The following is a 13,207-nucleotide window of genomic DNA, read 5'->3' as shown; positions in this document are numbered from 1 at the left end:
GTGCGGGTTCCCGGTGCTGCCGAGGGCTCAGCCGCCGTAGACGTGGGGGGCGAGCGTGCCGACGAACGGAAGGTTCCGGTACTTCTCGGCGTAGTCGAGGCCGTAGCCGACGACGAACTCGTTGGGGATGTCGAAGCCGATCCACTTGACGTCGATGGCGACCTTGGCGGCCTCCGGCTTGCGCAGGAGGGTGCACACCTCGAGGGAGGCGGGCTCGCGGGAGCCGAGGTTCGACAGCAGCCAGGACAGGGTCAGGCCGGAGTCGATGATGTCCTCGACGATCAGGACGTGCTTGCCCTTGATGTCGGTGTCGAGGTCCTTGAGGATGCGGACGACGCCGGAGGACTGGGTGCCGGCGCCGTAGGAGGAGACGGCCATCCAGTCCATGGTGACGGGGGTGGAAAGGGCGCGTGCCAGATCCGCCATCACCATCACGGCGCCCTTGAGGACGCCGACGATGAGCAGGTCCTTGCCCGCGTATTCCGCGTCGATCTTCGCGGCCAGCTCTGCCAGCTTGGCGTCGATCTCTTCCTTGGTGATGAGTACCGACTGGAGGTCGGTGCCCATGTCCTTCTCGTTCACCCGGGTCACTTTCGTTGCAGCGTGCGTCAGCCTTGCCGGATGACCAGTCTGCCACCCTGGCGGCGGGCTTCGACTCTGCCGGGCAGGTTGATGGCTCCTTGGCCGCGCCAGCCGGTGATGAGTCGGTCGACTTCTTCGATGTGGCGGGCGAAGAGGGAGCCGGCGGGGGCGCCCTCGGCGATGACGGCGCGGCGCAGGACTCGGCGGCGTACGGCGGGGGGCAGCCCGTGGAGTTTGGCGCATTCGAGGGCGCCCGCCTCGTCGCGTACGGCGGTCTCGGCGTCGGCGGCCCAGGTGTCGAGGGCGTCGGCGTCGTCGCGGGAGAGCTGGGCCGTTCGGGCGAGGGCTTCGACGACGCCTTTGCCGAGGGCTTTTTCGAGGGCGGGGAGGCCTTCGTGGCGGAGCCGGGAGCGGGTGTAGGCGGGGTCGCTGTTGTGGGGGTCGTCCCAGACGGCGAGTTCTTGTGCGATGCAGGCTTTGCGGACGGTCTGGCGGTCGAGCTGGAGGAAGGGGCGGCGGTAGCGGCCGGAGGTGCCGGAGACGGCGGCCATGCCGGAGAGGGAGCGGATGCCGGAGCCGCGGGCGAGGCCGAGGAGGACGGTCTCGGCCTGGTCGTCTCGGGTGTGGCCGAGGAGGACGGCGGTGGCGCCGTGGCGTTCGGCGGCGGCGTCGAGGGCGGCGTACCGGGCGTCGCGGGCGGCGGCTTCGGGTCCTCCTTCGCGGCCGACGGTGACGGTGACGGCTTCGGCGGGGGTGAGGCCGAGGGCGGTCATGCGTGCGGCGACCTCGGTGGCTCGGGTGTCGGAGCCGTCCTGGAGGCCGTGGTCGACGGTGATGCCGCCGGCGCGTACGGGGAGTTTGCGGGCCTCGAAGGCGAGGGCGGAGGCGAGTGCCATGGAGTCGGCGCCGCCGGAGCAGGCGACGAGGACGAGTGGTTCGTGGTCGGTGGTGTGGTCGGTGAGGACGTCGTGGAGTACGCGGCGGACCGCCAGGCGTATCGCCGCGACCGCAGGATGGGGACCCATGTCCGGTGCCCTTCGTGATGGGGGTGGGGTGCCTCGGTCGGTGTCTTAACGGTCGGAAAGGGGGGTTCGGTCACTCAGAGTGCGTCGATGGTGACAGAAACCCGGCCGTTACCCGAGCATTGCACGCCTCACCCCATGGTCAGGGTCCCTCGGATGGGTGATTGGTGGGGTGTTCTGACGTGTTCCCGTGTCGTGTGCCGCATCTGTCTCAGGAGTCTGCTTTACGGTGCACCCTCGCGATCCAGTCGGTGGGTGCCGCGATCTCGGCCTTGGTGGGGAGTGTGTTGGGTGAGGTCCAGACGCGGTTGAAGCCGTCCATGCCGACCTGGTCGACGACGGCGCGGACGAAGCGTTCGCCGTCGCGGTACTGGCGGAGTTTGGCGTCGAGGCCGAGGAGTCTGCGCAGGGCGAGGTCGAGGCGGGAGGCGCCGCGGGCGCGGCGGGCCTGGAATTTCTCGCGGATCTCGGTGACGGAGGGGACGACCTGGGGTCCGACGCCGTCCATGACGTAGTCGGCGTGGCCTTCGAGGAGTGACATGACGGCGGTGAGGCGGCCGAGGATCTCGCGTTGTTCGGGGGTCTGGACGAGTTCGACGAGGGAGGGGGCGGGTTCGCCCTCTTCTCCTTCGGGGCGGCCGCCGGTGAGGGTCTGGACGGCTTCGCGGAGGCGTTCGACGACGGTGCCGGGGTCGACGTCGGTGGCGGCGAGGAACGACTGGATTTCGCCCTGGAGGTGGTCGCGCAGCCAGGGGACGGCGGTGAACTGGGTGCGGTGGGTCTCTTCGTGGAGGCAGACCCAGAGCCGGAAGTCGTGGGGGGAGACGTCGAGTTCTCGTTCGACGTGGACGATGTTGGGGGCGACGAGGAGGAGGCGTCCGCCGCCGTTGGCGCCGGCGGGGAGGTCGCGGGTGGCGGGGGCGAAGGTCTCGTACTGGCCGAGGATGCGGGAGGCGAGGAAGGAGAGCAGCATGCCGAGTTCGACGCCGGTGACCTTGCCGCCGACGGCGCCGAGGACGGAGCTGCCGGGGGTGGTGGAGCGGCGTTCCTGCATCTTGCCGAGGAGGGGGGTGAGGAGTTCGCGGAAGCCGGCGACGTTGGCTTTGATCCAGCCGGCGCGGTCGACGACGAGGACGGGGGTGTCGTGGGGTTCGGTGCCTTCGGGGATCATCCGGGTGTAGGCGCGGACGTGTTCCTCGGAGGCTTTGGCGTGTCTGCGGAGTTCGGCGACGACCTCGCGGGCCTCGTCGCGGCTGACTTCGGGTCCGGGCCGCACGAGGCGGGTCGCGGTCGCGACCGCGAGGTTCCAGTCGACCATCCCGGATGTGCCTGCGCCACCGATGCTCGTCATGCGTCAACCGTACGGGTTCGGCGCCTGTTCGGTCAGGGTTCGGTGCGGTTCGGACACGGGTGGGCGGGGGGTGGGTCGGTGGTCACTTCTGGCCGGCGAGGGCGGCGGAGAGCCGGTCCAGGGCGGGCTGTGCCTCGTACGGGGAGGGGGTGTGGCCGGCGAGGAACGCGAAGGCGAGGAGGTGTCCGTCGGGGGTGACGACGGTTCCGGCGAGTGTGTTGACGCCGGTGAGGGTGCCGGTCTTGGCGCGGACGAGTCCGGCGCCCGCGGGGGCGGTGTCGAAGCGGCCGGCGAGGGTGCCGGTGAAGCCGCCGACGGGCAGTCCGGTGAGGAGGGGGCGCAGGGCGGGGCGGGTGGGGTCGGCCGCTCGGGTGAGGAGGCCGGTGAGGAGGGCGGCGGAGACGCGGTCGCGGCGGTCGAGTCCGCTGCCGTCGGCGAATCGGGCGCCGGTGACGGGGAGGCGGAGGCGGGCGAGCTCGTCGTGTACGGCCTTCTCGGCGCCCTGGAAGCTGGCGGGCTGCTTGCGGGCGAGGGCGGTCTGTCGGGCGAGGGCCTCGGCGAGGTCGTTGTCGCTGTGGGTGAGGGTGTGTTCGACGAGGTCGGCGAGGGGGGCGGATTCGGTGCGGGCGAGGGGGGCGGTCTTGGGGGTGGGTCCGGGGGCGGGGTTGCCGGTGACGGTGATGCCGGCCTCGGTGAGGAGCCGGGCGAAGGCGGTGGCGGTGTCGCCGGCGGGGTCGGGGGTGCGGGGGGCGGGGCCGTCGGTGCTGTCGTCGAGGCGGCCTTCGCGGGTCATGAGGGCGACGACGGGGGCGAGGTTCTCGTTGGGGCCGATGGGGTGGAGTGCGGGGCCCCGGTAGAGGCTCGTGTCGTAGGCGAGGCGTACGGAGGTGTGGCCGCGGGTCTTGAGGGCGTGGGCGGTGTCGGTGGCGAGGGTCCCCAGGCGGGCGGGGTCGAGGGTGGGGTCGCCGCCGCCGGTGAGGGTGATGCTTCTGCCGTCGGGGGCGGCGGTGACGGTGGTGGGGATGCGGTGGTCGGGGCCGAGGGCGGAGAGCGCGGCCGCGGTGGTGGCGATCTTGACGGTGGAGGCGGGGGTCATGGGGGTGGTGGCGCCCTCGCCGTACAGCTGTTTTCCGGTGGCGGTGTCGACGACGGAGGCGGTGCGGAGCGTGCCGAGGCCGGGGTCGGCGAGGAGGGGGACGAGGACGGCGGCGAGGTCGGTGGTGCGCGTGGTGGGGGCCGGGGCGTGGAGGGCGGTGAGGACGCCGGGGGCGCTGGGGGCGGGCGCGGGGCGGCGGGGTGCGGCGGGGGCGGGGGGCGGGGCGTGATGCGTGCCACCCGTCGTGGGGGCGGCGGCGCGGGCCCGCTCGGCCGTACGCTGGCCTCCGTCCCACGGTCCGGCCGCGGTCACCGCCACGGCGGCCAGGGCGAGACCGAGGGCGGCGGAGCCCGCCGTGAGCTGCCACGTCCTCGGCTCCGGCATTGCTGACCAGCCCCTTTCGCGATCACACACGTGCGTGAGGGACACTTAATCACCGCGCGTCGTCGCGAGCATTCACTTGTGTTGATTCAGGAGGAGCCACCCGTGGAGTTCGACGTTCTCATCGAGATCCCGAAGGGATCGCGGAACAAGTACGAGGTCGACCACGAGACCGGTCGCATCCGCCTGGACCGTCGTCTCTTCACCTCGACGGCCTACCCGACCGACTACGGCTACGTCGAGAACACCCTGGGTGAGGACGGCGACCCGCTGGACGCGCTCGTGATCCTCGACGAGCCCACCTTCCCGGGCTGTCTGATCAAGTGCCGCGCCATCGGCATGTTCCGCATGACGGACGAGGCCGGCGGCGACGACAAGCTGCTGTGCGTGCCGGCGACGGACCCGCGCATGGAGCACCTGCGGGACATCCACCACGTGGCGGAGTTCGACCGCCTGGAGATCCAGCACTTCTTCGAGGTCTACAAGGACCTGGAGCCGGGCAAGTCGGTCGAGGGTGCCGACTGGGTCGGTCGCGCCGAGGCCGAGGCCGAGATCGAGAAGTCGTACGCGCGTGCCAAGGAGCAGGGCGGCCACTGAGCCCCTGGGCCCGGGCTGATGTGAAGGCGGTGCACCTCTTGGGGGTGCACCGCCTTTCGCGTGTCTGTCGCACCTTCATACTGGAATCCAGGATTCCCCGGGGATGAGGGCGGAGAGAGTGGTGGCGGAGCCGGAGGACGGTGCTCCTGAGGACCGGAAGCCGCAGTCGGACGAGGCGCGGAGCGCGTTCGTGCCGCCGGCGGGGGTGGAGCAGCCCGTGCCGGCCGAGGAGGAGCACCCGACCTCGGAGTTCGCCCTTCCGCCCGGTCTGGTGCCGGAGCCGCCGCAGGAGCCGGAGGGTTCGGCGTTCGCCCCGCCGGCGACCTATTCGGCGAAGGACTCGCCGCCCGCGTTCACCCCGGCGTACGGGGTGCCGCTGGTGCGGCTCTCGCAGGACGCGCCGTGGCAGGACCGGATGCGGACGATGCTGCGGCTGCCGGTGGGTGAGCGGCCGGTGCCGGAGGCGCTCCGCAAGGAGGACGAGTCCGGGCCCTCGGTGCCGCGTGTGCTCGACCTGACCCTGCGCATCGGCGAGCTGCTGCTCGCGGGCGGGGAGGGCGCGGAGGACGTCGAGGCGGCGATGTTCGCGATCTGCCGTTCGTACGGTCTGGACCGGGTGGAGCCGACGGTCACCTTCACGTTGCTGTCCGTCACCTATCAGCCCTCGCTGGTGGACGATCCGGTCACGGCGAACCGGACGGTGCGCCGCCGGGGCACGGACTACACGCGGCTCGCGGCCGTCTACCAGCTGCTGGCGGACATCAACGCGCAGGCGCACGAGGTGACGCCGGAGGAGGCGTACCGGCGGCTCGCGGAGATCCGGCGGAACCGGCATCCGTATCCGGGCTGGGCCCTGACGACGGCGGCCGGTGTCCTGGCCGGTGCGGCCTCGGTGCTGCTCGGCGGTGGTCCGACGGTCTTCTTCGTGGCGGCGCTCGGCGCGGTCCTCGGCGACCGGCTGGCGTGGTTGTTCGCGGGGCGCGGGATGCCGGAGTTCTACCAGTTCCTGGTGGCGGCGATGCCGCCGGCGGCGATGGGGGTGCTCCTGACGCTGCTGCACGCGGATCTGCGTCCTTCGGCGGTGATCACCGGTGGGCTGTTCGCGCTGATTCCGGGGCGGGCGCTCGTCGCGGCCGTGCAGGACGGTCTGACCGGTTTCTACATCACGGCCTCGGCCCGGCTGCTCGAGGTCGCGTACTTCTTCGTGGCGATCGTGGTGGGCGTGCTGTCGGTGCTGTACGTGGCGGTGCAGTTCGACGCGCAGCTGAACCCGGAGGGGGTGATGCGGCCGGTGGAGCGGCCGGTGGTGCAGATCCTGGCGTCGATGGTGCTGTGCGCGACCTTCGCGATCCTGCTGCAGCAGTCGCGGGCGACGGTGCTCTTCGCGACGCTGAACGGCGGGGTGGCGTGGGTGGTGTACGCGTCGATCGCGGTGACCGCCGAGGCGTCGGCGGTGATGGCGACGGCGGTGGCGGCCGGTCTGGTGGGTCTCTTCGGGCAGCTGATCGCCCGCTATCACCACACCTCGTCGCTGCCGTACGTGACGGCGGCGATCGGGCCGCTGCTGCCCGGTTCGGCGACGTACTTCGGGGTGCTCGCGATCGCCCAGCACAATCTGGACCAGGGTTTCGCCTCGCTCGCGAAGGCGGCGGCGCTCGCCCTGGCGATCGCGATCGGCGTGAACCTGGGGAGCGAGCTGGCCCGCCTGTTCATGCAGGCCCCGGGCGCGGCGGCGGCACGGCGCGCGGCGAAGCGCACCCGGGGCTTCTAGCGGCTGCTATCGCTTGGCGTGGCGGCCCCGGGAGCCCGGGGGGTTCGGGGTGCCGGGGGCGTCGTGGTCGCTGCGGGCCTGGTTCTTCTTCGACTGGGAGCGGGCGCGGAGGAGCTCGATCGCGACGGGGATCACGGAGATCAGGACGATCCCGACGAGGATCAGCTCGATGTGCTTGTGGACGAACTCGACCTTGCCGAGGGAGGCGCCGAGCAGGGTCACGCCCGCGCCCCACAGCAGGCCGCCGATGAGGTTGAAGATGATGAACGAGCGGTAGTTCATCCGGCTCACGCCGGCGATGATCGGCGTGAACGTCCGGACGATGGGCACGAAGCGGGCCAGGATCAGCGACTTCGGGCCGTGCTTCTCGAAGAATTCGTGCGCCTTCTCGACGTTCTCCTGCTTGAAGAGCTTGGAGTCGGGGCGCTTGAAGAGGGAGGGGCCGACCTTCCGGCCGAAGAGGTAGCCGACCTGGTCGCCGAGGACGGCGGCGGCCACCACCAGGGTGCACACCAGCCACAGCGGTGTGTCGAGCTTGCCGGTGGTGACGAGCAGGCCGGTGGTGAAGAGCAGTGAGTCGCCGGGCAGGAAGAACCCGATGAGGAGGCCGGACTCGGCGAAGACGATGACCAGGACACCGATCAGACCAAAGGTCTGGATCAGATAGTCCGGGTCCAGCCAGCTCGGTCCGAGGGCAAGCGTGTTCACGGGTTCCGGGCTCCTGCGGTCGGTGGGGGCTTGGGGGACGGCTGGCCCCAAGCTATCAACGCGGGCCGGGAGCGCCCGGTTCCACCCGGCTCCACGGGATGCGGACCCGCCGCGTCGGCCCGAGGCTTGGGGGTCAGGAGGTGCATGCCGATGGGCATCGAGGAGTACGGGGGCGGTCAGGGACCGCACCCCGACGTGCTGGTCGTGACGACGAACGACGTGCCGGGTTTCGAGGTCCGGCAGGTGATCGGTGAGGTCTTCGGGCTCACCGTCCGCTCCCGCCATCTGGGCAGTCAGATCGGCGCGGGGCTGAAGTCGATGATCGGCGGTGAGCTGAAGGGCCTGACGAAGACCCTCGTGCAGACCCGCAACCAGGCGATGGAGCGTCTGGTGGAGCAGGCGAAGGCGCGCGGCGCGAACGCGGTGCTCATGTTCCGCTTCGACGTGACGGAAGCGGCGGACGTGGGCACGGAGGTGTGCGCGTACGGCACGGCGGTGGTGATCGCGCCGCGCGCCTGAGGCGGGGTTCTCGTACGGTGCCGGGCGCCGTTCGTCAGGCGGCCCGGCGTCCGGCGTCCGGCGACCGGCGTCCGTCAGGTGGTCCGGTGTCCGGTGTCCGTCAGGCGGCCCGGCGTACGTCAGGCCACCCGGCGACTGGCGTCCGGCGTCCGGCGTCCGGCGTCCGGCGACCGTCAGGCGGCCCGGCGGTCGGCGTTCGCCCGGACGGCCTCCCGCAGGTGCTCGGGGAGGCCGGGGTGGATCGACTCGTAGAACGCGTGGAAGTTCTCGTCGGCGACGTACATCTCGGCGAGCTCCACATGGGTCCTGGGGTGGCAGTCGAAGAACCAGGTGGTGAGGTGGCGGCGGTGGGCCTCGGCGAGGTCCATCGCCTCCTCGGACCCCGGGTCCCGGCCCTCGTCCATCAGGGCGGCGTAGGCGGCGCCCCAGGCGTCCACCTCGTCCTTCATCCGCTGCCAGTCCTCCTTGCCGTACGCGGCGGCGCGGGCCTGGGCCTGCTCGTGGGAGTGTGTGCCGCCCCAGCGGCGGGCGGACTCCTCCGCGAACCGTTCGGGGTCCTTGTCCCCGAAGACCTCGAACTTCTCCTCGGGCGTGAGGTTGATGCCCATCTTCTTCGCCTCCATGGCGTGCTCGACGGCCGCCGCCATCCTCTGGAGCTCGCCGATCCGCGCGGTCAGCAGCGTGTGCCGGCGCCGCAGGTGCTCCTGCGGGTCGGCGTGCGGGTCGTCGAGGAGGACGGCGACCTCTTCGAGGGGGAAGCCGAGCTCCCGGTAGAACAGGATCTGCTGGAGCCGGTCGAGGTCCGCGTCGTCGTAGCGGCGGTGGCCCGCCGTGCTGCGGCCGCTCGGCGAGAGCAGCCCGATCGCGTCGTAGTGGTGCAGGGTGCGCACCGTGACCCCGGCGAAGCCGGCCACCTGTCCCACGGAGTAGCCCATCGGCCGTCCGCCCTTTCTCAGTCGGTACGCCGTTCAGCCTGGGTCCTGACGCGACGTGAGGTGCAAGTGCCCGCCCGGGTGTTGGCCTCGCCGCCCTCGGCGAGCGGTTCGGGGCGTTGTGTCTCTTTTGCTCACTTATGGTGGGGCGGTGGCCACCGATCATGCTCCGCCTCCCGTGAAGGCGCCCGCCCGGCTCCTGCTCTCCCAGGTCCTGCCCGCCCTGCTCGTCGGGGTGGGGGCGAGCCTTCTGTTCCTGGGGATCAGCGCCCTCGCCGAGGAGTTCCAGCACGTGCTCTGGAACGACCTGCCGGACGCGCTCGGCATCGGGAACTACTCCTCCCTCTGGATGATCGTCATGCTCACGGCGGCGGGCATCGCCGTGGGCCTCGTCGTGTGGAAGGTGCCCGGCCACGCCGGACCCGACCCGGCCTCCGAGGGGCTCGGCGAGGCACCGCTCTCCCCCGGCGTGGTGCCGGGGGTGCTGCTCGCGAGCACCCTCACGCTGGCCGGCGGCGTCAGCCTCGGCCCCGAGAACCCGATCATCGCCGCCAACATCGCCCTCACCTACTGGCTCGGCCACAGGGCGGCCCCCTCCGTGCCGGGCGCCTCCTGGGTCGCGCTCGCCTCGGCCGCCACCATCGGCGCCCTCTTCGGCACCCCCGTGGCGGCCGCCCTCGTCATCTCCGAGGCCCTCGTCGGCCGGCCGGGCCGCGGCTCCCTCTGGGACCGGCTCTTCGCCCCGCTCGCCGCCGCGGGCACCGGCGCGATGACCACCCAGCTGCTCGCCGAGCCCAGCTTCGACATGGGACTCCCGCCGCTGACCGATCCCGGCTTCGGCGACCTCCTCGCGGCTCTGGTCATCGCCTCCGCCGCGGCCGTCTTCGGCCTCGCCTCCTGCTACCTCTTCCCCCACGTCCACGCCGCCTTCCGGCGTCTGCGGCACCCCATGCTGATGCTGCCCCTCGGCGGCCTCGTCCTCGGCCTCCTGGGCGCCCTGGGCGGGCACCTGACCCTCTTCAAGGGGCTGGAGGAGACCAAGGAGCTCGCCGCCTCGATCGGCGGCTGGTCCTCCGGCGAACTCGCGAAGTTCGCCGTCGTCAAACTCCTCGCCCTCGTCGTCGCCGCCTCCTGCGGCTTCCGGGGCGGCCGGATCTTCCCCGCCGTCTTCGTCGGCGCCGCCTTCGGGCTGCTCGCCCAGGCCCTCGTCCCCGAGGTCCATCCGGCCGTCGCCGTCTCCTCCGCCGTCCTCGGCGTCCTGCTCGCCACCACCCGGCAGGGCTGGATCAGCCTCTTCACGGGCGCCGTCCTCGCCGCCTCCCCCGCGATGCTCGCCCTGCTCTGCCTGGCCTCGCTCCCCGCCTGGCTGATCGTCACCGGCCGCCCGCAGCTCGAACTCGACCACCAGGGCAACGCCCTGCGCTGACCACCCGGCCGGCCGCGGCGCCAGGTCCCCTACGGGTTCGCGTACGGGTTCTCCTCGCCCTCCGCGAGCACCCCGACGAAGGGCTCGCCCTCGCCCGCGAACACGTACGCCCCGCCCTCGATCCGCTCGATCAGGCCCAGCGTCCACTCCTTGCCGGCGTCCGCCGAGTGGACCCAGAAGTGCATGATCTCGCCGATGTGCCCGAGCTGCTCCGGACCGCCCTCCGGCGTGTAGTACCCGGTGACCTCCGCCCGCCACTCGTCGAGCCCCCTCACCCGCCGGCGCAGCAGCTCCACGGCCTCCTCGCGGGGCAGGTCCACCATGAAGCCGATGGCCGCCGACAGGACGTCCGTCTTCTGGTCGTACGTGGTCAGCGCCTCGCGCAGCAGCGCGAAGTACTCCTCCGTACCGGCCTCCGTCAGCTCGTACTCGACGCGCGGCGGCCCGCCCACCGTGCTCGGCGCGACCTCGTGCGCGTGCAGCAGCCCCTGCTTCGCCATCTGCTTCAGCGCGTGGTAGATCGAGCCGGGTTTGGCGTGGGACCACTCGTGCGCGCCCCAGTACTCCAGGTCGTTGCGTACCTGGTAGCCGTGGGCGCGGCCGTGCTGTTTGACCGCGCCCAGGACGAGAAGACGGATCGCCGACATGCCCCCATGTTAGTCAATCTTGACTAAGCGGTGCCGTTCTCCTCCGCGATCAGGTCGAACGAGCCCTTGCCGTCCAGGGACTCCCGGACGATGTCCGCGTGGCCGGCGTGCCGACCCATCTCCTGGACCAGGTGCAGCAGCATCCAGCGCACCGACACCCGCCCGTCCTTCGGGAACCAGGGCGCGGGCGGCAGCGGGAAGGTGTCGTCCAGGCTCGGCACGGAGCGGACGAACTCCTCCGTCTGCTTCGCCACGTCCTCCCAGAACGCGACGACGTCCGGGACCGTCTCGCCGTCCACGAGCCGGAAGGCCTCGCCCCAGGTCTCCTCGGTGCGCTGCCGCTCGTTCGGCCGCTGCTGGGCCAGGCGCAGCCAGTTCAGCTCCACCTCGGCGACGTGCTTGAGCAGGCCGGAGAGGCTGAGCTCGCTGGCGCTGGGGCGGCTCGCCGCCTGCTTCTCGGTGAGCCCGAGGAGCGAGCGGCGGAGCGCCGCGCGCTGGGCCTCGACGAAGTTGAGGAACGCGCCGCGCTCGTCGCCGTGGGCCTCCGTGGGAACAAGGGCAACCATGATCTCCGCCTTACGTAGCTGTGGCTTCTTCGACACGGAACACGCTACGGACCCTTGCGGACAGAGACTGTCCTAAAGAGCGGATCGGGAGGGATCAGAACGGGAAGCGGCTGCGGCCGTGCTGGATCGAGATCCACTTCTGGGTGGTGAAGACCTCCACCATCGCCTCGCCGTTGAGCCGCCCCACGCCCGAGTGCTTCTCGCCGCCGAAGGGCACGATCGGCTCGTCGTGCACGGTGCCGTCGTTGATGTGGATCATGCCGGTGTGGATGCGCTTGGCGACCCGTACGCCCCGCTCGACGTCCCCGGTGTGGACGGCGCCGCTGAGCCCGTACGGCGTGTCGTTGGCGATCCGTACGGCCTCCTCCTCGCCGTCGAAGGGGACGATCAGCGCGACCGGGCCGAAGATCTCCTGGCTCAGGACCGGGGCGTCGGCGGCGAGGCCGGTGAGGACGGACGGGGAGACGAGGTTGCCGTCGACCGTGCCGTGCAGCAGGGCCGTCGCGCCGGCCGCCACCGTCTGGTCGACGAGCGAGGAGACGGACTCCGCCTGCTGGGAGTTGATGAGGGGGCCGATGTGGGTGGCGGGGTCGGCCGGGTCGCCGACGCGGAGGGTCTTCACCTTCGCCACGAACTTCTCGGTGAACTCCTCCTCCAGGGTGCGGTCCACCAGGATGCGGTTGGCGGCCATGCAGACCTGGCCCTGGTGCACGAAGCGGCTGAAGACGGCCGCGTCCACCGCGTAGTCGACGTCGGCGTCGTCGAGGACGATCAGGGCGCTGTTGCCGCCGAGTTCGAGCACGGCGTGCTTGAAGTTCTGCGCGCAGACCGTGGCGACGTGGCGGCCGACCTTGTCGGAGCCGGTGAAGGAGATGACCTTCGGGACCGGGTGGGTCAGGAGCGCGTCGCCTATCTCGGCGATGTCGGTGACCACGACGTTCAGCAGGCCGGCCGGCAGACCGGCCTCCTCCAGGACCTTCGCGACCAGCGTGCCGCCGCAGATCGGGGTGTTCTGGTGCGGCTTGAGGACGACGGCGTTGCCCAGCGCGAGCGCGGGCGCGACCGACTTGATCGAGAGGAGGAAGGGGAAGTTGAAGGGGGAGATGACGCCGACGACACCGACCGGGACGCGGTAGACCCGGTTCTCCTTGCCGTCCACCGGGGACGGCAGGATGCGGCCCTCGGGGCGCAGCGCCAGCTGGATCGCCTCGCGCAGGAACTCCTTGGCGAGGTGCAGCTCGAAGGCCGCCTTGAGCCGGGTGCCGCCGAGCTCGGCGACGATCGTCTCGGCGATCTCCTCCTCGCGGTCCTCGACGATCCGCAGTGCGCGCTCGAAGACGAGCCGGCGGGTGTACGGGTTGGTCTCGGCCCACGCGGTCTGGGCGCGCTCGGCGGCCCGGTAGGCGCGGTCGACCTCGTCGGCGGTCGCGACGGTGATCGACGCCAGCTTCTCCCCGGTGTACGGGTTGAAGTCGATGATGTCCCACGAACCGCTGCCGGGCTTCCACTCGCCGTCGATGTACTGGTGGGCCAGGTCGGTGAAGTGCGACATGGTTGAAGACCCCTCTACCCGCTACCTGCAGTGCGACTGATGTGGCGTCATCGTACT

13 protein-coding genes are annotated in these 13,207 nt (G+C 71.4%); 4 read left to right on the top strand and 9 right to left on the bottom strand.

All coding sequences use genetic code 11. The features are described from left to right. Positions 1-27: 27 nt before the first annotated feature. The 4 genes from hpt to dacB form a co-directional block, all read right to left on the bottom strand. Complete coding sequence (gene hpt / locus BLW86_RS20895; protein WP_030219931.1) at positions 28-567, bottom strand: hypoxanthine phosphoribosyltransferase; 540 nt, start codon at positions 565-567, stop codon at positions 28-30. A 41-nt stretch (positions 568-608) separates the two neighbouring features. Next, a complete protein-coding gene (gene tilS / locus BLW86_RS20890; RefSeq protein ID WP_093875441.1) occupies positions 609-1,607 on the bottom strand; it encodes a tRNA lysidine(34) synthetase TilS in 999 nt (332 codons plus the stop codon). A 208-nt stretch (positions 1,608-1,815) separates the two neighbouring features. Next, positions 1,816-2,955: a zinc-dependent metalloprotease gene (locus BLW86_RS20885; protein ID WP_093875440.1), complete on the bottom strand. Its 1,140-nt coding sequence runs from the start codon at positions 2,953-2,955 to the stop codon at positions 1,816-1,818. Positions 2,956-3,037: 82 nt separating this feature from the next. Further along, positions 3,038-4,435, bottom strand: a complete 1,398-nt coding sequence (gene dacB / locus BLW86_RS20880) for a D-alanyl-D-alanine carboxypeptidase/D-alanyl-D-alanine endopeptidase (RefSeq protein ID WP_093875439.1) — start codon at positions 4,433-4,435, stop codon at positions 3,038-3,040. 102 nt (positions 4,436-4,537) lie between these two features. Here dacB and BLW86_RS20875 point away from each other — a divergent pair, with 102 nt between their 5' ends. After that, on the top strand, positions 4,538-5,029 hold the full coding sequence (locus BLW86_RS20875) for an inorganic diphosphatase (RefSeq protein WP_015034462.1): 492 nt from the start codon (positions 4,538-4,540) through the stop codon (positions 5,027-5,029). 118 nt (positions 5,030-5,147) lie between these two features. Next, the gene (locus BLW86_RS20870; protein ID WP_093875438.1) at positions 5,148-6,800 is read left to right on the top strand and encodes a threonine/serine exporter family protein; all 1,653 of its coding nucleotides are present in this window, start codon (positions 5,148-5,150) and stop codon (positions 6,798-6,800) included. A gap of 6 nt (positions 6,801-6,806) precedes the next feature. On the opposite strand, the gene BLW86_RS20865 is transcribed toward BLW86_RS20870, so the two are convergent. Then, positions 6,807-7,508: a DedA family protein gene (locus BLW86_RS20865; protein WP_093875437.1), complete on the bottom strand. Its 702-nt coding sequence runs from the start codon at positions 7,506-7,508 to the stop codon at positions 6,807-6,809. 150 nt (positions 7,509-7,658) lie between these two features. Here BLW86_RS20865 and BLW86_RS20860 point away from each other — a divergent pair, with 150 nt between their 5' ends. Next, positions 7,659-8,027 (top strand): YbjQ family protein, encoded by a 369-nt coding sequence (locus BLW86_RS20860; RefSeq protein ID WP_030694594.1) that lies wholly within the window; start codon positions 7,659-7,661, stop codon positions 8,025-8,027. A 173-nt stretch (positions 8,028-8,200) separates the two neighbouring features. On the opposite strand, the gene BLW86_RS20855 is transcribed toward BLW86_RS20860, so the two are convergent. Then, a complete protein-coding gene (locus tag BLW86_RS20855) occupies positions 8,201-8,962 on the bottom strand; it encodes a MerR family transcriptional regulator (RefSeq protein WP_093875436.1) in 762 nt (253 codons plus the stop codon). 148 nt (positions 8,963-9,110) lie between these two features. Here BLW86_RS20855 and BLW86_RS20850 point away from each other — a divergent pair, with 148 nt between their 5' ends. After that, positions 9,111-10,385: an ion channel protein gene (locus BLW86_RS20850; protein ID WP_093875435.1), complete on the top strand. Its 1,275-nt coding sequence runs from the start codon at positions 9,111-9,113 to the stop codon at positions 10,383-10,385. A 29-nt stretch (positions 10,386-10,414) separates the two neighbouring features. Here BLW86_RS20850 and BLW86_RS20845 read toward each other — a convergent pair whose 3' ends face one another. The 3 genes from BLW86_RS20845 to BLW86_RS20835 form a co-directional block, all read right to left on the bottom strand. Beyond that, a complete protein-coding gene (locus BLW86_RS20845) occupies positions 10,415-11,032 on the bottom strand; it encodes a PadR family transcriptional regulator (RefSeq protein ID WP_093875434.1) in 618 nt (205 codons plus the stop codon). A gap of 23 nt (positions 11,033-11,055) precedes the next feature. Beyond that, positions 11,056-11,598, bottom strand: coding sequence for a DinB family protein (locus BLW86_RS20840; RefSeq protein WP_093875433.1), 543 nt, complete (start codon positions 11,596-11,598; stop codon positions 11,056-11,058). Positions 11,599-11,692: 94 nt separating this feature from the next. Continuing rightward, positions 11,693-13,150 (bottom strand): aldehyde dehydrogenase family protein, encoded by a 1,458-nt coding sequence (locus BLW86_RS20835; RefSeq protein ID WP_093875432.1) that lies wholly within the window; start codon positions 13,148-13,150, stop codon positions 11,693-11,695. Positions 13,151-13,207: the final 57 nt, after the last annotated feature.

Source organism: Streptomyces sp. TLI_105, from assembly GCF_900105415.1.
GTDB lineage: Bacteria > Actinomycetota > Actinomycetes > Streptomycetales > Streptomycetaceae > Streptomyces.
The sequence above is the reverse complement of the archived record's forward strand: the minus strand, read 5'-3'. Positions and strand labels throughout refer to the sequence as shown.